At 59.0% G+C, this 21,142-nt stretch carries 18 protein-coding genes; 6 read left to right on the forward strand and 12 right to left on the reverse strand.

The features are described 5' to 3' along the window. Positions 1-65 precede the first annotated feature (65 nt). Positions 66-1,013, forward strand: coding sequence for an AraC family transcriptional regulator (locus AAHK20_RS26850; protein ID WP_449184513.1), 948 nt, complete (start codon positions 66-68; stop codon positions 1,011-1,013). 27 nt (positions 1,014-1,040) lie between these two features. Here the strand turns inward: AAHK20_RS26850 and AAHK20_RS26855 are convergent, their stop codons facing one another. Genes AAHK20_RS26855 through AAHK20_RS26865 form a run of 3 tightly spaced genes read right to left on the reverse strand, consistent with a single transcriptional unit; the run spans position 1,041 to position 3,395 of the window. Then, on the reverse strand, positions 1,041-1,454 hold the full coding sequence (locus AAHK20_RS26855) for a GlcG/HbpS family heme-binding protein (RefSeq protein ID WP_449184514.1): 414 nt from the start codon (positions 1,452-1,454) through the stop codon (positions 1,041-1,043). 47 nt (positions 1,455-1,501) lie between these two features. Then, positions 1,502-2,428 carry a dihydrodipicolinate synthase family protein gene (locus AAHK20_RS26860; RefSeq protein WP_449184515.1) on the reverse strand — a complete coding sequence of 309 codons (927 nt, stop codon included), beginning with the start codon at positions 2,426-2,428 and terminating at the stop codon, positions 1,502-1,504. 46 nt (positions 2,429-2,474) lie between these two features. Then, positions 2,475-3,395: an amidohydrolase family protein gene (locus AAHK20_RS26865; RefSeq protein ID WP_449184516.1), complete on the reverse strand. Its 921-nt coding sequence runs from the start codon at positions 3,393-3,395 to the stop codon at positions 2,475-2,477. A 371-nt stretch (positions 3,396-3,766) separates the two neighbouring features. Between AAHK20_RS26865 and AAHK20_RS26870 the strand changes: the two genes are divergently transcribed. Continuing rightward, complete coding sequence (locus AAHK20_RS26870; protein ID WP_449184517.1) at positions 3,767-4,726, forward strand: LysR family transcriptional regulator; 960 nt, start codon at positions 3,767-3,769, stop codon at positions 4,724-4,726. Between the two features lie 63 nt (positions 4,727-4,789). On the opposite strand, the gene AAHK20_RS26875 is transcribed toward AAHK20_RS26870, so the two are convergent. The 4 genes from AAHK20_RS26875 to AAHK20_RS26890 form a co-directional block, all read right to left on the reverse strand. Next, the gene (locus tag AAHK20_RS26875; RefSeq protein ID WP_449184518.1) at positions 4,790-6,346 is read right to left on the reverse strand and encodes a methyl-accepting chemotaxis protein; all 1,557 of its coding nucleotides are present in this window, start codon (positions 6,344-6,346) and stop codon (positions 4,790-4,792) included. Between the two features lie 94 nt (positions 6,347-6,440). After that, positions 6,441-7,583 (reverse strand): porin, encoded by a 1,143-nt coding sequence (locus AAHK20_RS26880; protein WP_449184519.1) that lies wholly within the window; start codon positions 7,581-7,583, stop codon positions 6,441-6,443. A 285-nt stretch (positions 7,584-7,868) separates the two neighbouring features. Next, a complete protein-coding gene (locus AAHK20_RS26885; RefSeq protein WP_449184520.1) occupies positions 7,869-8,288 on the reverse strand; it encodes a hypothetical protein in 420 nt (139 codons plus the stop codon). A 79-nt stretch (positions 8,289-8,367) separates the two neighbouring features. Beyond that, a complete protein-coding gene (locus tag AAHK20_RS26890) occupies positions 8,368-9,660 on the reverse strand; it encodes a cation:dicarboxylate symporter family transporter (protein WP_449184521.1) in 1,293 nt (430 codons plus the stop codon). Positions 9,661-10,420: 760 nt separating this feature from the next. Here AAHK20_RS26890 and AAHK20_RS26895 point away from each other — a divergent pair. From AAHK20_RS26895 to AAHK20_RS26905, 3 genes are all read left to right on the forward strand, one after another. After that, positions 10,421-12,076: an FAD-dependent monooxygenase gene (locus AAHK20_RS26895; protein ID WP_449184522.1), complete on the forward strand. Its 1,656-nt coding sequence runs from the start codon at positions 10,421-10,423 to the stop codon at positions 12,074-12,076. After that, the gene (locus AAHK20_RS26900) at positions 12,077-13,330 is read left to right on the forward strand and encodes an LVIVD repeat-containing protein (RefSeq protein ID WP_449184523.1); all 1,254 of its coding nucleotides are present in this window, start codon (positions 12,077-12,079) and stop codon (positions 13,328-13,330) included. Positions 13,331-13,411: 81 nt separating this feature from the next. Beyond that, complete coding sequence (locus AAHK20_RS26905) at positions 13,412-14,305, forward strand: TAXI family TRAP transporter solute-binding subunit (protein ID WP_449184545.1); 894 nt, start codon at positions 13,412-13,414, stop codon at positions 14,303-14,305. Positions 14,306-14,315: 10 nt separating this feature from the next. On the opposite strand, the gene AAHK20_RS26910 is transcribed toward AAHK20_RS26905, so the two are convergent. The 5 genes from AAHK20_RS26910 to AAHK20_RS26930 form a co-directional block, all read right to left on the reverse strand. Next, complete coding sequence (locus tag AAHK20_RS26910) at positions 14,316-15,563, reverse strand: acyl-CoA dehydrogenase family protein (RefSeq protein ID WP_449184524.1); 1,248 nt, start codon at positions 15,561-15,563, stop codon at positions 14,316-14,318. 56 nt (positions 15,564-15,619) lie between these two features. Beyond that, entirely contained in the window at positions 15,620-16,384 is a 765-nt protein-coding gene (locus AAHK20_RS26915) for an SDR family oxidoreductase (protein ID WP_449184525.1), read from the reverse strand. 42 nt (positions 16,385-16,426) lie between these two features. After that, positions 16,427-17,443 (reverse strand): phosphotransferase, encoded by a 1,017-nt coding sequence (locus tag AAHK20_RS26920; protein ID WP_449184526.1) that lies wholly within the window; start codon positions 17,441-17,443, stop codon positions 16,427-16,429. A 30-nt stretch (positions 17,444-17,473) separates the two neighbouring features. Next, the gene (locus AAHK20_RS26925) at positions 17,474-18,148 is read right to left on the reverse strand and encodes a histidine phosphatase family protein (RefSeq protein WP_449184527.1); all 675 of its coding nucleotides are present in this window, start codon (positions 18,146-18,148) and stop codon (positions 17,474-17,476) included. 134 nt (positions 18,149-18,282) lie between these two features. Beyond that, on the reverse strand, positions 18,283-19,182 hold the full coding sequence (locus tag AAHK20_RS26930; RefSeq protein WP_449184528.1) for a LysR family transcriptional regulator: 900 nt from the start codon (positions 19,180-19,182) through the stop codon (positions 18,283-18,285). Between the two features lie 227 nt (positions 19,183-19,409). Between AAHK20_RS26930 and AAHK20_RS26935 the strand changes: the two genes are divergently transcribed. Continuing rightward, entirely contained in the window at positions 19,410-21,122 is a 1,713-nt protein-coding gene (locus AAHK20_RS26935; RefSeq protein WP_449184529.1) for a thiamine pyrophosphate-dependent enzyme, read from the forward strand. Positions 21,123-21,142: the final 20 nt, after the last annotated feature.

The following is a 21,142-nucleotide window of genomic DNA, read 5'->3' on the forward strand; positions in this document are numbered from 1 at the left end:
GATAGATCGCCAAAACCGTACTTGCTACAATCAAAGATCCGAAATTCATTTGCAGGAGTCCGGCGATGTCCACCGATCCGTTGGCCGAAGTCGTGACGCTGCTGCAGCCGAGCGCGCGGTTCTCCAAACTCGTCCACTGCGCCAGCCCGTGGCGCGTCAGTCGCTCGGATGCCGGCCAGCCTTTCTATTGCGTAGTCCTTGAGGGCGGGTGCCGCATTGCGATCGACGGACACGAGCCCATCGAACTCCTGTCGGGCGACTTCGTCCTGATTCCCGCGGCCTACGGCGTCGCGACGTCCAGCCTCGAGCCGCCGCCACAGGGAGTCCAGACCGCGGCGCCCATCGCGCTGGGCAACAACGAATTCAGAATCGGCGCCCCGGGCAACCCGATCGACGCGCGAATGATGGTGGGCCACTGCAGCTTCGGCTCACCGGATGCGTCCCTGCTGGTCTCGCTGCTGCCGCAAATCGTGCATGTTCGCGGCGAACAGCGCTTGGCCACGCTCGTGGAGCTCGTGCGAGAGGAATCGCGCGAGCAGCGGCCCGCGCGCGAAGTCGTGCTGTCACGCCTGTTGGAAGTGCTGCTGATCGAGGCGCTGCGGTCGATGGCGGGAACGAGTGCGTCGCCGGGCCTGGTGCGCGGTCTCTCGGACGGACGCCTCGCGGCTGCGATACGCGGGATGCACGAACACCCGACGCACGCTTGGACCGTTGCCGAACTCGCGAAGGAGGCCGCGCTTTCGCGCTCGACCTTTTTCGAGCGCTTCAGCCGCGCGGTCGGCGTTGCGCCGATGGAGTATCTGCTCACCTGGCGCATGGCGCTCGCGAAGGATCTGCTGCGTCGTAACGAAGGCCGTGTCGCGGAGATTGCGCAGCGCGTCGGCTACAGCTCCGCGAGCACGTTCAGCGTCGCCTTCACGCGGCATGTGGGCCGGCCGCCCACGCAATATGCTCGCGAAGAACAGGCGGCGCTGGATCACCCTCTCGATCCGCAATACTCGCGCGTTGCGTAGCGCCCCACTCCGCCATCAAGCGACGACTCAAGCCGGCGTCTTGCCAAGGCGGGCAATCCCCGCTTTGGCGATCTGTGCGTCCTGATCCGACTTCACTCCCGATACGCCGACCGCGCCGACGCACTCATCGTTCACGATAACCGGCACGGCGCCTTCGAGCGTGGCGGTAAGCGGTGCGCTCAAGAAGGCGTAGCGCCCCCCATTGATCATGTCCTCGTACACTTTCGACTCGCGTCGGCCCAGCGCCGCCGTGCGCGCTTTCTCGGTCGACATGTAGGCGCTGCCCGGGGGCGCACCGTCGAGGCGCAAAAGGGCAAGCGGATGGCCGCCATCGTCAACGATCGCGACGGATACCTTCCAGCCATGCTCCTCGGCTTCTCGGCGAGCGCCGAGAAGCATCGCTTCGACCTCGTCGAGCCCGAGTACCGGTTTAGTGTTCATATACGCTATCCCTTGGGTTGTAGTGTGAAGACGTACGGTCGATGTATTTACTGGGTGACCCTTCCATGTTCGGCGGAAATCACGTAGCCGTCTTCGCTCAATGCATGAATGAGGTTGCTCTCGCGTTGTTCGCCGAGCGGCATCAGCGGTACTCGAGTCAGTCGCCATGTGGGTTCGCCATAGCGCCGTGCCAGTACGGCCTTGATAGCCGGAATTAGCGGGAAGGACTCGACAATCTTTCGTCGGCGGGTTATTGCAGCTTGCAGCGAATCCGCCGCCCCCGTCTTCGCGCCCAGGTAAGCCTGCTTGATCGCACGCGTATTGATGTTTCCGGTCGCTGTGATACAGCCGACGGCACCTGCACGCAGACCTTCCAAAAGGAAGGACTCAGAGCCCGGAAAGACGCTTAAGGAAGGAAATGCCTCGATAACCGCCAGCGTATTTTTAAAGTCTCCAGAACTGTCCTTAAGGCCCACCATGATGGAGTCATACCTCTTTAACAAACGCTCGATCAAGTGCAAGCTGAACCCGACCTGTGCAATTGGCGGGATATGGTAGAGATATACCCGCAAACCATCATCGCCGACTCGCTCGATCAGTTCGCTAAAGTATGCGAACAAGGCGTCTTCATCGACACCCTTATAGTAAAAGGGAGGAAGCACTAGAGTTCCTGCGCATCCTGCCGTGACCGCCGCCTTCGTCAAACGAACAGCATCGGTGATGGAACAGGAACCGGTGCCGGGCATCAGTTGCTCGGGACTGATGCCGTTCTCGATCAGAAAATCAAGCAGGTCGAGCCGTTCAGCAACGCTCAGCGAATTCGCTTCGCTGGTAGTGCCTAGAATTGCCAGGCCGTCAGCCCCTTCGTCGATCAAGTGCCGGCAGTGCGCCAAGAACAACGAACGGTCGATTTGTCCATCTGGTTGAAATGGGGTGGCGACGGGTACCCATACTCCTCCGCACGGCATACTCATGATCTAAGCTCCAGTAAAGGCAAATGGCGGACTAAGCAACATCTCGTCATCCCCATTGATAGAGGTTGGCGGGATTACTCGAAAAAAGTGCTTGCTGTTGATCCTTCTCAGGCAGCCAATCAGTCACGGCATTCAATAAGTCAGCGTCATGCGGCATCGGTCCATTGACCATGACATGGGGCCAGTCGCTTCCCCACACCAACCGATCCATACAATGCTTCGCAAGCCAGCGCGCAATTTGCACGGCCGTTTCGTAAGGCGGCCCATTCGTGTCGATACGATAGGGGCCTGTTACCTTGGCCCAGGCGCGGCCGGATTTAAGCAGCGCCAACATGGACTTCATTCCCGCATGGTCTGGACTTACACCTCGCGAGAGGTATCCCATGTGACCAAAGACGATGGGGACCTCGAGCGAACTTAGTGCTTCGTCAAACCCTGGATACGTGTCCACATGGACGAGCAACTCCAGGTGCCATCCCAGAGGCGCGATGCGATCTTGTATGCGATGAAGTTCGCCTATAGGTAAATTGGTGCCAGGGGACTTTACGTCTACGAGGTTAATGCGAACCCCCTTAACACCGATCGCGTCCATGTCTCGCAGCTCGCCGTTCGACTCCTGGCCACTCAGAACGACGACTCCACGACCGGCATTACCGAGACCTTTGAGGGCTTCCAACAGCAGCGTGTTGTCGGTGCCATAGACGCTTGGCTGAATAAGCACGCAACGGGTCAGCCCCAAGCTCCGTCGAAGGGCCACGTAATCCTCCAGCGAGCAATCCGGCGGTGTATAGATCCGGTCAGAGCTATAGGGATAACGGCTTGCGGGACCAAAGATATGAAAGTGGCTATCGCACGCGTTGGGCGGTAGCGTGACACGCGGCGCTACCAGGTTCGACAAGGGTCCAGCACATTGAGGTGCACTATCGGCAATCGAATTTCTATGACGCGATTCCGGGGAAGGTGACATTGCAGATTTCTCGAAAGGGATAGTGACCTACGCTTTTCGTAATCTTTAAATAAGCAACGGTGACGCACGGAATTCCGCCATCACCATTATTTAGACTCTGGAATTGACGTCCTTATCAATACTCCAGTACTAAAATAGTATGCTTGCCTGGAAATGATCAGAAGCTGGAATTTCCATTAGGCTTATCGGCTTTTCCTATGGCTCATCAGCCGAATCTCGGTAGAGCACAGCGCGCGGCGCTGCGTGTGTTCGAACATCATTGGCTTCATGTCCGCCTCAGGAAGCACCTTGTCAAACATACGAGGGCCATGTGGTATAACCTGCTAGAGACGATCAAGACTGCCCCCCTTTTATCCCCTTTGGTAATTCCGATGAAACGCACACCTTCGGACTGGATGAATCGAATCGGCAGACGGATTAAGCTGCGCGACCTTTACGTCCTGTCTACCGTTGTTCGCTGGGGAAGCATGGCGAAGGCCGCGTCTCATTTAGGAATGTCCCAGCCTGCCGTATCGGAGGCCATTGCCGGCCTGGAGGCTGCGTTGGGGGTGCGGCTTCTGGATCGCCATGCGCAAGGCGTCAAATCCACGATCTACGCGGACGCGCTTATCAAGCGTGGTCAAGTTGTCTTCGACGAGTTGAGGCAAGGCATCAACGACATCGAATTTCTCGCCAATCCGGAGGTTGGCGAAGTTCGTATCGCTTGCGCGGAATTTTTGTCGGCAGACTTGCTGCCACGGGCTATCAGTGAGTTCTCACAGCAATATCCGCACGTAATCTTTAGCGTGGTTCAGCAAGACACCACTACATTGGAGTATCGTGAGTTGCAGGATCGAGTCGTTGATATTGTGCTCGCTCGCTTCCCTAAGAACTTCGTGGACGACGACTTGAACGTCGAGGTTCTGTTTGAAGATTTGCACTGCATCGTCGCGGGAGCAACCAGCCCTTGGGCAAGTCGCCGGCACATTGCCCTTGCGGAACTCGCGAATGAACCTTGGATTATTCCGCCTTCTACCATCGTCGAAAAACTGCTTCGCGTGGAGTTCGACCGGCGAGACATCAGATTGAATGCGACCGTGAATGCAGCTTCCATTTTGCTTCGCAATCAACTGCTTGCGACGGGGCGCTACATCTCGGTCATGCCTTCTTCGTTGCTGTCGGGAAATGCCGAGAGGTGGTCAATCAAGACACTTGAAGTGGACGACGTTCATCTGACACCGCCGCCGATCTCGCTCGCTACGCTCAAGAGGCGTACGCTAAGCCCGGTAGTCGAGCGTTTCATCGAGCATCTGAGAAGCATTGCAAAAACGATGGTCCTCCCCGCGGAGTGAGCGTCAGCACTAGCAACGCTGCCTATTCCGGCCAACTCAGCAGCCGGGCCGACGCGTTCCCGATTACTCGGCAGCGAGCTTAAAAACTGCAACCGAATGCACGAGGCCCTGGGCTTGCATTTTTAGGTGCTCGGCGGCTGCGGCACTCTCTTCGACAAGCGCCGCATTCTGCTGTGTGACTTGATCCATCTGGCTAACAGCCATGCTGATCTGTGCAACGCCGGCGCTCTGCGCTGAACTGGCCGCACTGATCTCGTTCACGATGTTTGAAACCCGTTTGATAGCACCGACAATCTCCAGCATGGTTGATCCCGCGTGTTCAACCAGCGCCATACCTTGATCCACACGTTGAACGCTGCCTGAAATCAGATCCTTGATTTCCTTTGCCGCTTGTCCACTGCGCTGGGCAAGATTCCGAACCTCACCAGCGACTACGGCAAATCCGCGCCCCAGTTCTCCTGCGCGTGCGGCTTCGACTGCTGCGTTCAGCGCCAGAATGTTGGTTTGGAACGCCAAGTCATCGACCAAGCCAATAATGCTTGCGATCTGTTTTGAACTGTCGTTGATACCACTCATGGTCTGTACCACTTGCCCAACGACCTCGCCTCCCGTAGTCGCAATGTCCGAAGCTGCTACGGCCAGTTGATTGGCGTGTTCGGCATTCTCTGAGTTCTGGCGAACAGCTTCCTTAAGCTGTTCCATAGACGCGGAGGTCTGCGCGAGCGCGCTGGCTTGTTTTTCTGTTCGCTGACTGAGGTCAAGGTTGCCTTGAACGATCTGCTCGCTGGCGGCCGCTACAAGTTCGGCTCCCTGTCGAACGTCCTTGACTACGTTGGCAAGGCTCGCCTGCATGCCCCTAAACTGCGCCATCAGGCTAGTATCGTCTGTCGCCTTCAGAGCAATCGCGACACTCAGATCACCAGCAGCCACCTGCCGCGCGAGTCCGGCTGCCTCAGCCGGCTCGGCACCCAGTTGCCGGCTGATAGAACGGACAACCCAAGTCCCAAAAAAGATGGCAAAGCACACGCCGCAGGAGATGGCGATGAGGAACGATTCGCGCAACCTTGCATTCCGCTCCTGCGAATTCGTGAATGTTTGCTGAGCTTCCTCGATGTGGAATTTTTGGAGGGCCTGATTGCTCTGCCTCGCAGGCACGAACAAGGGACCCGCTGTATCAACCAGAAGGCGTCTGGCGTCTTCCTCGTTATCCATCCTCAGTGCGTCCAGCGTCGAACGCAGGCCACCGCTGATGAACCGTCCTTGCGCGTCTGAAAAGGCCTTCGTCAAACGGGTTTCATCTGGACCTTGCACGCGCTGCAAATAGGTATTCCAGGTCTTGTCGATGTCTGAGATATTCGACTCGATGACGTCAAGGTGCGCCTTCTGAGCGGCGGCATCGTGTGTGTGCACCGCAATAGCAAGAGAAAGACGCGTACTCATCAAGTGGTCGCCGATCTCGCTCAGCACCAGCGCGGGTTTCATATGAGCCTCATAGATCGACTCCATGCCTTCCTCAGCTCTCTGCATTCCCCATAGCCCGAGCCCTCCAATGACGACGAGCAGCGCAGACAGGACACCAGTCAGTACCGTCAGCCGTGTGGCTACTTTCCATGTTTTCACGATCTTTTCACTCGTATTGTTCAGGTTCCTGCCCCACGTCGATGTCGTATAGCAACCGTGACGACGACCGCTCAATATCGAAATGGCGAACTTGCTAGAAACGATGCCGGATCCCAACCATGGCACCCAGCTGATTCATTCCAAAACCGGGAGTGCCTCCCCCGAGGCTGATCGTATATGCGGCCTTCGCGCTGTTCTGCAGGAACCCCAAGTTCGCATATAGCGCCGTCCGCTTGGAAAGAAGATAGGTGACGTTGGCCATCTCCATGTTGGCCCTTGTATCCTGCCGAGAATTAACGATTCGCTGGACCAACCCTTCGACAGAAAGTGCGGGTGTAACTTGATACATCGCTTCCAAGGTCACCTGATCGGATGTGATTCCCGCGCCTGTGGGCGTCTGAGGTTCGACGTGGCGATGTTCCCAGAGCGCGCTGACTTTGAGCGCGCCGAACTTGTAGTAAGTATTTGCAAGAAGACGTGTGTCTCGATTGGATCCCGCGGTGAAAGGGAGCGGTGCTACACCGTTGAACATATTCACCGTCGAGCCCGGCCCCCCATTCTGACTGTCGTATCCAATGCCAATGCCCCATGGGTCGCCGGTGTAGCTCAGCATCGCAGACCACTCCCTGCAAGCAGAAGCATTACCTGGCAGGCTGCCGGCACAGGCGCCTTCTCCTGGCGTGTTGGAGCCTCCGGTCGGCGAATTGTCACGCCCGAATGAGTAGGTAAAACCGGCATTCAGGTTGCCGATGCTTTTGCTGTAGGCAATGGTGTTATCAGACCGGGAGTTCGGAATCCAGGGATCCAAAGATCCGAATCCGTAAATATTTGACCCGACCGAGTCGAACGAAAAGAGTTCTTGCAGCAGCATTGAGTATTGCCGGCCAAGCGTCAACGTGCCGTAAGGGCCGTCGATTCCAACAAACGCTTGCCGTCCAAACAGTCGCCCTCCTTGCTTCAAGTTACCCGTTCCGACGTCGAATCCATTCTCAAGCGTAAAGATCGCCGTCCAGTCTCCGCCTAGCGACTCCTTACCAGTTATGCCCCATCTCGACGGCACCGTACCGGTATTGATGGGCTCTCTTACGACAGAGGCGCCCGCGGCGTTCGCGTGATTCACATATTCGATTCCGGTATCCAAGATTCCATAAAGCGTCACGCTCTGTGCCTCCGCATTCGGACAGACGACGCCCGATAGGCAAGCGCATCCGAGCGAAGCCAATACCATTTTCCTCATGTCTTCCTCCATATTTATATGTATGTATTACGCAATGCGAATTAAACTACTCAAACTGCCTTCTTATTGGTTTTATCCTTCTTATGGACGAACGAATCCAACGCACTGGCTCTTGGATAGTGCGAGTGCGTAACGCTCGGATGTCTTGTTAGATAGTTGATGCCGAGAACGAGTGACTCGCGACGGCTCGAGATGCTGAAGAAACTTTCACCAGAAACGGTTCAGAACGGCGTTTCGCCGAGGCCGATACGATCGGCTCGCTTGACGCCGATGTCCCGCGCCGATTTAGTGCGGAAGAGGATTCAGTTGATTCTTTGCCGCGTCTTTGTCTCGCGTTAGCAGGGCGATTGTCGAGAAAATCGTCGCGAGCACCCAGATTACCGGGCCAAGAACACCAGGCCAAACGGGCATATAGCCTGGTACGACAACGAAGAGGATAAAGCCAACATCCGCGACGCCGACAACGGCGAAATTAATCCAATAGCCCCATACGCTGTTTCTCCAGTTCAACGTGACAGCGACGGCAATGGCGGCGATCGAAAAGAATAGTAGGTTCCATGCGGCCTGAAAGACTCGTCCCTGTAGCATTGACGGATCCAAGGACCGGCCAAGGACATACACCGAATGTGCCGCCATAAAATGCAAGCAAGCCCAGATGATGTACAGGACCGCACCGATCTTTGAATTTGTATTTGACGTGCTCATAAAACCTCCAGTGAAAAAACCAGTTGGTTGTGTTCCTCGACGCGCGATGGTGCGCGCCGGGCTGCATACGTGGCCTTAGTTAAATTCGGACTATTGACGCATCCTCGAAGTGCCTCTTGTAGCACTCCAGCGCAGCGTTGGAATCGAACTCTCCCGCCATTTTCCCCACGACTATCGTCGCCACAAGGTTACCGATCACCGTAAGCGTCGCTCTTCCAATCGACATGAACTGTTCAACGCCGAGAAGAAGCGCGACTCCCTCGACGGGCACAATGTGCGTCGATGCCACCGTTGACGCGAGCACAACAAAAGCGCTTCCGGTGACACCAGCGGATCCTTTAGATGTGAGCATGAGTACCAACATGATCCCGACCTGCTCCGACATGCCAAGATCGACGCCGTAGACTTGCGCAATGAAGAGCACGGACATCGAAAGATAGATAGCCGCACCGATTTGGTTGAATGAATAGCCCGTCGGCATAACGAGCCCGACTGCGCGCTTGGAAACTCCGAGCGCTTCCAGCTTCGCCATAAGCGTGGGCAGAACAGTCTCGCTTGGAACGGTTCCGAGCACGAGAATGAGTTCCTCCTTGCAGTACTTCAACAGCCGCCACAGGCTCAAGCCGTTCAGGTGAGCAATCAAACCCAGCACGACAAAGACGAAGAAAGCCATTGTGAGGTACACGTACCCGACCAACTTACCGAGCACAAGCAGCGAGCCGAGGCCATATTTTCCAACGCTGAAAGCGATCGCACTAAAGGCGGCAATGGGGGCGTACTTCATAACGATCTTGATAATGCCAAATAGCACGACGCCAAATCGCTCGAAAAATTCTTCAAGGGGCTTGCCGCGAGCCTCCATCAATGAAAGCGAACAGCCAAAGAAAATCGAGAATGCGATGATTGGCACCAGATCCCCGTTCACGAAGGCTTTAACCGCGTTATCCGGGAATATTGCAACCACGGTATCGACCCACGTCGTCGCAGCCGCCTTCGATGCAGCTGGCAACGCCGATTTTGCAACGGCGTCAACGACAACTCCGGCACCAGGTTTCGCAAGGTTTGCAACCAACATACCCAGCGCGAGGGCCACGGTGGTGATAATTTCAAAGTAGATAAGCGCCATCAAACCGATGCGGCCCGCCTTACGGAGGTCACCCGCACTGGAAATGCCCGTGACGATCATGATGAACACGATGGGTCCGATCACCATCTTGATCAGACGCACGAAGATATCCGCCAGAGGCTTGATGCTTGTTCCGACACTCGGAAAGAAGTGGCCAACCAAAACACCTAGGAGTACCGCAACGAGAACTTGGAGCGTACGTCCTCGATACCAACGGTGGTGCTGATTCACTGCAAGTACGGACATGCTTGTCTCCATCCTTTATGTTTTGATAGCTCATGCGCCGGAGGCATATTGACAGTATTGCCGCAGGCTTGTGTTGAGCGAGCCTGCTTCTCGACGCACACTGGCTCGAACGATCAGCGATTCCCGCTTCGGAGAAAGAGACTAGTCTTGCCGACTATGTCTTCGCCGATCCGTCGATATCCGGTGAAGCCACGGCAGCACCAAAACGACGACACCGACGGCTCCCAAATAACCAACGAGGATCCGCCGTGTCAGCAAGTCCCACGAGCTCTGGCTCCCGTGTTCAAACACCACATTGGCAAACGCGCCAGCCAAGCAGGTTAAGAAGCAGTTTAAAAGTCCAGGGACGATGACACCGGCTCCGCGCAGATACTGCATCCTCAATTTGCCCATCAGATTCATGGTGTCGCATTCTTCCGACGGATTTCAGATGTCACCGGCATCGACCGTGTGAGGTGCAGCGCCCGGGCCGACCACCTTGCTTGGCATCGTAGGCGGGACCCTTCGAGTGCGGAAGCCGGATATTCAACTACCCCTATAGGAAAGAGCGATGGCTCCCCCGCCCGCTCGATTGCGCACGCCTGTTCGACGCCAAAGACCCAGCTCGCCCCATCGGTCTTTCCGATAGGGGTAGATGAAATTGCAGCTTCCGCACCGCCGCGTCGCTCCCTAGGATGCTCAGCAGGTTGGGCCGTCGGAAGATCCTGCGATCGCACCGAAACAAGGCCCAGTGCCACATACAACTGAGAGTAAGCAAAACATGACTGAATCAAAAGTAATCGTGATCGGCGCCGGTCCGGTGGGCTTGACGCTGGCAATGGACCTGGCATGGCGAGGCGTCGAGGTCGTGGTGGTCGAGGCGCGTGCGGCCGGAGAGCCCCCGGCAGTCAAATGCAACTCCGTTTCGTCGCGCTCGATGGAGGTGTACAGGCGGCTCGGCGTCGCCAAGGAAATTCGCGAGGCCGGTCTTCCTGCGGACCACAACACCGATGTGCTCTCGACGACGAGCGCCACTGGCATCGAGCTTTCACGGCTTGTATTGCCGTCTCGCAATGGCCGGAAGCAAGGCGTCTCCTCGCCTGACAGCGGGTGGCCCACTCCAGAGCCTTCACATCGTGTGAACCAGCTGTTCTTTGAACCCGTCATCTACGAGCACGCGTCGAAGCAGCCGCGGATCAAGATCCTGAGCCGGCACGAATTCGTCGAGTACGTTCAGGAGAAGGATCGCGTCGTCGCCCGAGTACTTGATCTGGACTCGGGCGGACTCAAGGAAATCGCCGGTGCCTATTTGGTCGGTTGCGACGGTGGGCGCTCCATCATTCGCACGATGATTGGCGCCACGTTCATCGGCACGCCGCAGATCCAGAAGGTACAGTCCAGCTTCATTCGCGCACCGAAGTTGATGTCGATGATCGCGAATCCGGCGTGGATGTACTACGTCCTGAACCCTCGACGCTGCGGCACCATTATCGCGATCGATGGCAAGGAGCGCTGGAACGTTCACAACTTCCTCTACAACAACGAAGACTACGACGAGGTCGACCGGGACTGGGCAATCCGCCAGCTCCTGGGGGTGGGCCCGGACTTCGAATACGAAATCATCTCGAAGGAAAACTGGATGGGTCGGCGAATGGTGGCCGACAAGATGCGCGACAAGCGCGTTTTCATTGCAGGCGACGCCTGCCACCTGTGGATCCCCGCCGCCGGCTACGGCATGAACGCAGGGATCGCAGATGCGGCCGATCTGGCGTGGATGCTGGCGGCAGTGCTGCAGGGCTGGGCTGATGCGGGAGTCCTTGACGCCTATGAAGCGGAGCGCAAGCCGATTACCGAACAGATCTCTCACATCATCACGGAAGTGGCCGTCGCCGTTATGCAGCAGCGTCGCGACGTCCCCGCGGATATCGAGGAGGATAGTCCCGCAGGCGAGGAGTCGCGCAAGCGTGTGGGTGCGCAATCGCACGATCTCGAACTCAAGCAGCAATGCTCGGCCGGCCTCAACTACGGCTACTACTACGCCGACTCCCCGATCATTGCGTATGACGGCGCGAAGCAGCCGGCGTACTCGATGCACGAGTATCAGCCGTCCACGGTCCCTGGTTGCCGTGCGCCGCACGTATGGCTCGAAGGCCGACGCTCTCTGTATGACGAACTCGGTCCGTACTACACCCTCGTTCGGGTCGATCCGCTCATCAATATCGGGCTGCTTGTTCAGGCAGCTCACAAGCGCGGGGTCCCGATCAAAGTCCTCGACCTGAAGCTGTCGGAGGCGGACGGTCAGTACGAAATGGGTTTGACGCTGGTGCGCGCGGATCAGTACGTCGCCTGGCGCGGCAATTCGGTACCGACCGACCCCACGGAGCTGGTTGACGTCATTCGCGGCGCAGCACGCGTGCGCGAGGACACGGAGGTCTGAATGTCAGTGAGCAACAGCACATCCATGGCAAGAGCGGACTCCGCGAAGCATATCTCCTTCGTCGCATACAGCGACCAGGGTGGCCGACCGGATGGCGTGCAAGTCATCGTGCACAAGGGCTTTGCGTATGTCGGTCACATGTTCAGCGACGGGTTTAGCGTCCTGGACGTCAGAGATCCGCGAAAACCGGAGGCTGTGGCGTTCGTGCCGATGCCGAAGAACACGCGCTCGCACCACCTCCAGGTCGCCGACAACCTGCTACTCGCAATCAATGGCCCCAGCATTTGGACCCTGGCTCAGTTTCAGGATCAGAGCAAGTATTTCGCGAGTACGCTCACGACCTCGTTCAAAGACAGCGAGCTCGCCTTCGCTGCCGGCGTCCGGATCTACGACATCAGCGTGCCATCGGCGCCCCGGCAGATCGCGTTCCTTGAGATACCGGGTCTCGGAGTGAACCGCATTTGGTGGACCGGTGGACGATACGCCTATGTCGCTGCCCACGAAGAAGGCTACACGGATCACGTCATGGCGGTGATTGACCTCTCGGTCCCGGAGCGACCCGAGATCGTGAGCCGATGGTGGTTGCCCGGACAATGGAGCGCGGGCGGCGAGAAGTCCGAGTTGCCGAAGGGTAAGCGGCGTGCAGCCCACCATGCGATCGTTGCGGGTGACTTTGCCTACGGCGCATGGCGAGATGGCGGATTCACGATCCACAATATCCGTGACCTGGCCAAGCCCGTCATGCTCAGTCACTCGAATTGGAGCCCTCCATTTACAGGCGGAACGCATACCGCGCTGCCGGTCCCCGAAAGAAACCTGCTGGTCGTTGCGGACGAGGCGACCACCGTGAACTGCGCAAACGGCGTTCCGCGGATTTGGGTGGTGGACATCCGCCGTCCGGAATCGCCCGTGCCGATTTCGACGCTGCCGGTGCCCCGAGAGGTCGACTATTGCGCCAAGGGAGGAAAATTCGGCCCTCACAACCTCCACGAAAACCGTCCAGGATCGTTTCAGAGTTCCGACATCGTTTTCGCCACCTACCTCAATGCAGGAGTTCGGGCATACGACCTTCGCGATCCGTTCCAGCCGACAGAGTTCGCGCACTACGTGCCGCCACCGCCTGCACGCATGGTTGATTCTCGGCCGAACGCTCCCGCAGTCGTGCAGTCAGGCGATCTCTATGTGGACAAGGAAGGGTTGATTTACCTGACTGACCCGAATGCCGGTCTGCACATTCTGCAGTTCGAAGGCTAGCAATCCAACAAGTCGCGCGTGCATCGAGCGGCTGTGCGCCGCTCGCCTGAATTGAACTCACTTTACCGAACAGTCGTGAACATGAACTATCCGTCAACACATATCGTATTGGGAACAGCGACGCCGGGGGGCGGCTTCCCGCTTTACGGGCACGCGGCCGCTGGCGTTGTCAACGAGACCGATCCCTCGCTGCTCGTACAAACACGAAACACCGCCGGCAGCGCAGAAAACATTCGCCTGCTGGAAGCGGACGAACTCGACATGGCGCTGGTCGCAGGTGAGCCCGCCTATGAGGCTTTCGCCGGAATCGGCCGGCCCGCGTCGAATTTGAAAATCATCGCGGCAATCTATTCCAGCCCGGGCATGTTCGCTGTCAGGGGCGACAGTTCCGCGACGTCCGTGCGCGATCTAGTCGGCAAACCGATCGCGTGGGGAACGCGTGCATCCGGTATCACCCTGCTCGGCAAGTACGTGATGGACGGTCTGGGTCTGGATAGAGAAACGGACTTTGAACCGCACTTTCTCGAGAAGGCCGCCGACGGTCCAATCATGCTCGCCGACGGCAAGGTTGCCGCGCAATGGGGAGCGGGAATCGGCTGGCCAGGCTTCACCGCGATCACAACGGCGGGCGGCCGGCTGATCGGACTGACGCCCGACGAGATCGAGAAGGTTCGCGCCAAGCACAACTTCTTGAAACCCATTCTCGTCCCCGCCGGTTCCTACCCCGGCCAGGCCGAGCCGATTCAGGCAGTCGGATCGTGGAGCTACATCCTCGGCAGGGTGAGTCTGGATGAAGACGTGGCCTACCGCTTTGCGAAAGCGCTGGACCTCGGTCATGCCAAGCTGGTCCAGCGCGTTGAGCAAGGCGCCGAGACTCGGCCTGAAAACACCTTCGCCGCGTCTCCCGGCCTCGAACGGATTCACCCCGGCGTCTTGCGTTATCTCGCGGACAAAGGTGTGGTGACTATCGCCTGACGCCTTCTACTCATGCGACCGGCGGCGTCAGATAGGGATTCTCCTTCCCCGGCTCGTATCGCTGCGCCTTGAGTTCCATGCGCGCAATGTTCTGCAAGTGAACCTCGTCGGGGCCATCCGCGAAGCGCAGCGCTCGGCCCCACGTCCAGCTATCGGCCAATGGCGTGTCGGGACTCAGGCCCATCGCGCCAAACACCTGCATCGCGCGGTCGCACACTGCCGTGTGAACGCTCGGCACGAGCACCTTGATCATCGAGATCTCCTTGCGAGCGTCTTTCGCGCCCACGTTGTCGATCATCCACGCGGTTTTCAGCACGAAGAGCCGCGCTTGATCGATTTCGATGCGCGACTTCGCGATCCACTCCGCGACCGTCCCGTGTTCAACCAGCGTCTTTCCGAATGCGGTGCGCGCTTGGGCCCGCTCCACCATCAACTCGAGCGCCAGCTCGGCCGCGCCGATCGAACGCATGCAGTGGTGAATCCGTCCCGGCCCAAGGCGCGCCTGCGCGAGCGCAAAGCCGCTACCCTCTTCACCGAGGAGATTCGATGCGGGCACGCGCACGCCCTTGAACTCGATCTCGCAGTGGCCTTCCGGCGCCACGTGATTGACGACCGTGATATTGCGAATCACCTTGACGCCCGGCGTATCGCGCGGCACGAGAATCATGCTTTGCTGACGATGGCTCGGCGCGTCCGGGTCCGTTTTGCCCATCACGATGAAGACCTGGCAATTCGGGTGGGCGGCATTCGTGATGAACCACTTCCGGCCGTCGATGACATAGTCGTCGCCGTCGCGGCGAATCGACGTCGTGATATTGGTCGCGTCCGACGAGGCCACGGCCGGCTCCGTCATCGCGAACGCCGAGCGGATCTTGCCGTCGAGCAACGGTTCGAGCCACTGCTCGCGCTGAGCGGGCGTGGCGAACATATGGAGCAGTTCCATGTTGCCGGTGTCGGGCGCATTGCAGTTGAACACCTCCGATGCCCACGATACGCGCCCCATGATTTCGGCAAGCGGCGCGTACTCGAGATTGGTGAGGCGCGTACCGGGCTCGTCATCGCGCAGATGCGGAAGGAAAAGATTCCAGAGACCCTCTTCACGCGCCCGCGTTTTGAGGTCCTCCATGAAGGAGACCGGATACTGGCCCGCGCTGACTTCGTCATGCCATTGCCGGATGCGCGGGACGATGTGTGTGTCCATGAACGTACGCACTTGCGTGCGCAGAGCTTCGACCTTGGGGCTGTAGGCAAAATCCATTTTTACTCTTCCTGAATCGTGATTAAAGGCGTCGGCGCACGGCGTCGAACGCGTGGCTAAATCGTCAGTCCGCCGTCGACGACGATGCACTCGCCATTGGTGTAGCTCGATGCATCGGAGACGAGATAAAGCACCGTCCCCGCCATCTCGCGCGGTTCCGCGTGACGCCGCAGCGGGATGCGTGACATCCAGTGTTCATACGTGGCCTGATCGGCGAACAACGCCCCCGCGAATTTGGTTTTGGTCAGGCCGGGAAGCAGCGCATTCACGCGAATCCCCAACGGCCCGCACTCTTTCGCGAATGCCTTCGTCATGTTGACGACCGCGGCTTTCGTGATCGAATAGATGCCCTGCTTGTCGCCTGGCTGCAGTGCGTTCACCGAAGCCGTGTTGACGATCGCGCCGCCGCCGTTCTCCCGCATCAGCTTGCCCCCTTCCACGGACATGAAGAAGTAGCCGCGCAGGTTCACTTCCACGGTCTTTTCGAATGCCGTCAGATCGGTATCGAGAATGTGGCCGTAATACGGATTCGTCGCTGCGTTGTTGACGAGAATGTCCAGGCGGCCATGCCGTGCGCGAATGTGCTCGAAGATCGCGAGGATGTCTTCGAGGCGCCCGACATGGCACGGCTGCGCTTCGGCGCTTCCGCCCGCCTCTTGGATCTCGCGCGCCACCGCTTCGCAATCCTCGAGCTTGCGGCTCGACACGATCACATGCGCGCCCTGCTCGGCGAGCAGCTTGGCGATTTCCTCGCCGATACCGCGGCTCGCGCCGGTCACCAAAGCAATCTTCCCTTTCAGGTCGAACAAATTAGTCGTCAAGTTCGTCTCCTACCTATCTATGTTTCGGTTTAGGGCCTGCCTTCAGATCAGGTCCATGCCCATCTTTGCCAGCGCTCCAGCCATCTCCCCTACTTGTCTCGCCTTTTCATTCGATGCGTTACCACCCAAGGCCCGTTTCTTCACGCCCTGCGCAATCGCGGCGAGCCGGAAGAAACCAAACGCCAAGTAAAAGTTCCAGTTCTCGATCGACGACATGCCCCGCAGTTCGCAGTAGCGCTCGACGATCGACGCCTCGTCCGGCACCCCCAACGCCCTTCGGTCCAATCCACCGAGCCCGGCGATATGCCCGCCAGGCGGCAGTCGCAAACACATGCAGAAGTACGCGATGTCGGCGAGCGGATTGCCGAGCGTCGACAGTTCCCAGTCGAGCACCGCGCGAACTTGCGGCGCATCGTGCATGAAGATGAGGTTGTCGATACGGAAGTCGCCATGCACGAGCGACGGCTTTCCGGTCTCCTCCGGGCAGTGAGCAGGCAGCCACTCGATCAGCGACTCCATGGCCTCCAGATCATCCGTCTGCGCGGCGCGATATTGCTTGGTCCAGACGTCGATTTGGCGCGCGAAATAGTTGCCGGGCCGGCCGTAGTCCGACAAGCCGGCTGCGTCGATGTCGACGTCGTGGAGCGCCGCCATCGTGCCGAGCAGAGCGTCGTAGATCTCGCCACGCTTCTCGACCGGCACTTCGGGCAGCGCCGGATTCCAGAAAATGCGCCCGTCTTCGTAGCTCATAACGTAAAACAAGCTGCCGATGACGTCACGGTCTTCGCACAGGTGATAGGCACGAGCGACAGGCACAGGTGTACGGCTCAGCGCCGACAACACGCGAAACTCGCGATCGACGGCATGCGCGGACTTGAGCAGCGTGCCGGGCGGTTGACGCCTCAGCACGTAGCGACCGCTTTGCGCATTCAAGAGAAACGTGGGATTGGATTGCCCGCCGGCAAATTTCTCGACGGACATCGGGCCTTGAAACCCGGGCACGTGCGCGGTCAAATAACGCGTGAGGGCTTCGATGTCGAATTGAAGGCTGGCGTTCATGATCTAGCGGAAGTCCTTGTCTGAATGAGGTCAGCCGTAGGTGACGAATTCGTGCCGGTCGGCACGTTCGAGATGGGGCACGCAATTGAAGCTGGCCAGCGACATCGCGCTTTCGTTAAAGACATACTGGCAAACGCTGCTGTTTCGAATCTGCATGTTCAGTGCAATCGCGGCCGCATCGGGCGCCTGCAGAACCTGTTGCGCCGTGACCGCGATCGGACCACCGGAACTCACCACCAGAACACGCCTGGCGCCGCTGCGCTGGATGTCGCTGCGCGCACGCTCGACGCGCGCCTGGAACTGCTCCCATGTCTCCGGAACGCGGCCTGGCAAGCGGTCGTCGGCCCAAAGCTGCAGCACGTGCTTGAGCCCTTTGTAGAAGTCCTTCTTTGAGCTTGCGGCCGACATACCCGATGGCGTGTCCGCTTCACCGAGCGCCGCGAACAACGCCTGGAAGTCGTATTCGTTCAAGCCCGCGTCTTGCGCGATCTCGGCTTGCGGGCCATCCATGGCGTCGAGAATGGCGTCGACGGTCTGCCGATGCCGCCGCATCGTTCCAATGACCACGCGATCGAATCGCAACTTGGCCTGCGCGAAATACTCGCCCAGCCAATGCGATTGGGTACGCCCTGAAGGTGAGAGTTCGTCATAGTTTTCGGCGCCGAACGACGCCTGGCCATGCCGGACTAAATAGAGTTCTGCCATGCCATCCTCGCTTCAACTTGGATAGCAGATTACCTAGCGCCGCGTCATTCAGGAAATTTATTGTTGTGATAGCGGGCTATAACTATTCGTGACACCGGCTGCGCAGGCTTCACGCCTGCTTCATCCGGTCCCGGCTAACGGTTCTTCTCCCGCATGAGAGCGCCAATCTGCTCGCGCAGCCAACGATGAGCCGGGTCCCCCGTCACGCTTCGATGCCAGTAGCAATGCGTCTCGAGATGCGGGAGGTCGAACGGCAGTTCGAGGATACGCGCGTCATACCGCTGCAGCAGCACGAGGGGGGCCGTGAGGACGAGATCGGTTCGCATCGCGATCAACGGGGCGACCAGGTAGTGTTGAACCCGCGTTTGAATCGATCGCCTCAGACCCATCTTGTTCAGTTCGGCGTCGACGAGACCCGTTCCTTGCGGGCGGCTCGATACATGGACATGGCCGAACCCGAGGTAGTCGTCGATCGTCAGCTTTTTCTTGGTGTACGGATGGCCGTGGCGCAGCATGCAGGCGTAGCGGTCACGGCCCAGCGGCTCTTGTTCGAGGTAGGGGTCGTCGATCAATGGCGCGTCGATCGCCAGATTGACCGCGCCGCTGGCCAGCGCTTCCGGCACCTCTCGACGCGTCGTGAAGTAGCTTTCGATGCGCATGCCGGGCGCGAGCCGCTGCAGCACCTCCTGCAAGGCCGGCAGAAGAAGCGCCTCCGTGAGGTCGGTCATGCTGAGCCGGAACGTGCGCTCAGAGGTGGCGGGGTCGAAAAGTCCGCCCACGTGCGTGCTCGAATCGAGCAACTGCAGCGCCTCACGCACCCGGCCGATGATGTTCTCCGAAACGGGAGTCGGGATCATGCCGCTCGACGTGCTGACAAAGAGCGGATCGTCGAACGCTTTGCGCATCCGCGCCAGCGCGTTGCTGACCGCGGGCTGAGTGATGAACAGCATCTCGGCCGCGCGTGTCAGGTTGCGCGTCCGGTAGACCGCTTCGAAGACCACGAACAGATTCAGATCGACCTTTGACAGAGGCATGTCACATTCCCACGAAGATTGCTGGCGCCGCAGCGAATGATAAGCCGACGGAATCTCCGGCCCAACCGTAACGCAATCGAAAGCGAACCCATACCAAGGTATGTACCCAGCCGACCCGCTAGGACGATGGGCGCGCTGTCGCGATCGTCTTATCGTCGACGCACCAGGGGGGCGATTTTCACGGCACGCCTTTCCCCACTCGATCATCATTCAAACCGGAGATAGACATGGGTATGAAAGTCGCGGAGATCATCGTCGAAGTTCTCGAGCAAGCGGGCGTCAAGCGCTGCTACGGCATCGTAGGCGACACGCTCAACCTCTTCGCCGAGAACCTGGAGCGCAGTTCCATCGAATGGGTCCATGTTCGCCACGAGGAGGCCGGCGCCTTCGCCGCGGGCGCGGAGGCCAACTTCACCCACAACCTGACGGCGTGCGCGGGCAGTTGCGGCCCGGGCAGCCTGCACTTCATCAACGGCTTGTACGAGTGCAATCGCAATCGCGCCCCTGTCGTCTTGATCGCGAGTCAGGTGACGATGAACGAAATGGGCTTCGAGTTCATCCAGGAGGTGGATTTCAAGTCGGTCTTCAAGGAATGTTCGGTGTTCTGCGACATGATCTTGACGGCCGATCAAGCCAGAAAGAAAACGGTGATGGCTTGCCAGGCCGCCTTGGCGAAGCGTGGCGTCGCCGTGCTGATCGTGCCGGTCGACATCTCTCACGCCGAGGTTTCCGACGACTTTCCGTATCGCGTTCACCATAGCCGTCCGACAACCCGCCCGAGCGACGCGGAGATCGACGAGATCGCGCGAACCCTCAACGCCGGCAAGAAAATCGCGATCTATGCCGGGTCCGGCTGCGAAGGCGCACTCGACGAAATCGTGGCGGTCGCCGACCGGCTCAAGGCGCCGATCGCCCACACGTCTCGCGCCAAATGTTTTCTCGAGCCGGGCAATCCGTACAACATCGGCATGACGGGCATCCTCGGGAACGAGGCCGGCTATAACGCGGTGCTCGAATGCGACACCCTGCTCCTGCTCGGAGCCGATTTCGCGTGGCGTCAGTTCTACCCCGACGCGGCCAAGATCATTCAGATCGATCTCGACCCCACCCATTTGGGCCGGCGCCATCACATCACGCTAGGCGCGGTCGGCGACATTCAGCCCACCCTGGAGGCGTTGCTGCCGCTCCTCGAACGCAAGGAAGACGCTTCGTTTCAGGAGAAATACGTCCAGCGTTACACCGACACGATGGCGTCGGCCAAAAAGCAGCTCGTGCCCGGACACAACGACAGCATTCCCGGCTCGTATCTGACGAAGCTGATCGACGAATACGCCGCCGACGACGCGCTCTTTTGCGGCGACGACGGCTCGCCGATCGTGTGGGCGCTGCGCTTGCTCCAGGCCAACGGCAAACGCGAGATCTTCGGCAGCCTTCTGCACGGCACCATGGCGACCGCCCTGCCGAGCGCGATAGGCATCCAAAAGGCGGCGCCGGACCGCCAGGTCATCGCCATGTGCGGAGACGGCGGCATTACGATGCTGTTCGGCGAGCTGCTCACCACGATCCAGGAAGAGGTGCCGCTCAAGATCGTCGTGTTCAACAACGGCAAGCTCGGCTTCGTGGAAATCGAGCAGAAGTCCGAGGGCATGCTCGACACGTTCACGAAACTCAAGAATCCGGACTTCGGCAAGGTGGCCTCCGCCATTGGCCTCTGGGGGAAACGGGTCGAACACGCGTCCGAGCTTCCGTCGGCCATCCAGGAATGGCTCGCCCAACCCGGCCCCGCGCTGCTCGACGTCCTCACCAATCCGCTCGAACTGGTCAAGCCGCCGTACTTCGAAGCAAAGCCCGTGATCGGCATGGCGCTGTACTCCGTTCGCGCGGTACTCAACGGCCGCGGGGCCGATGTGCTGGAAATGGTGCGTGAGAACTTTCTTTGAGCCTTTGGCGCACGTAGAGC

It is taken from the genome of Trinickia camelliae, assembly GCF_053525655.1.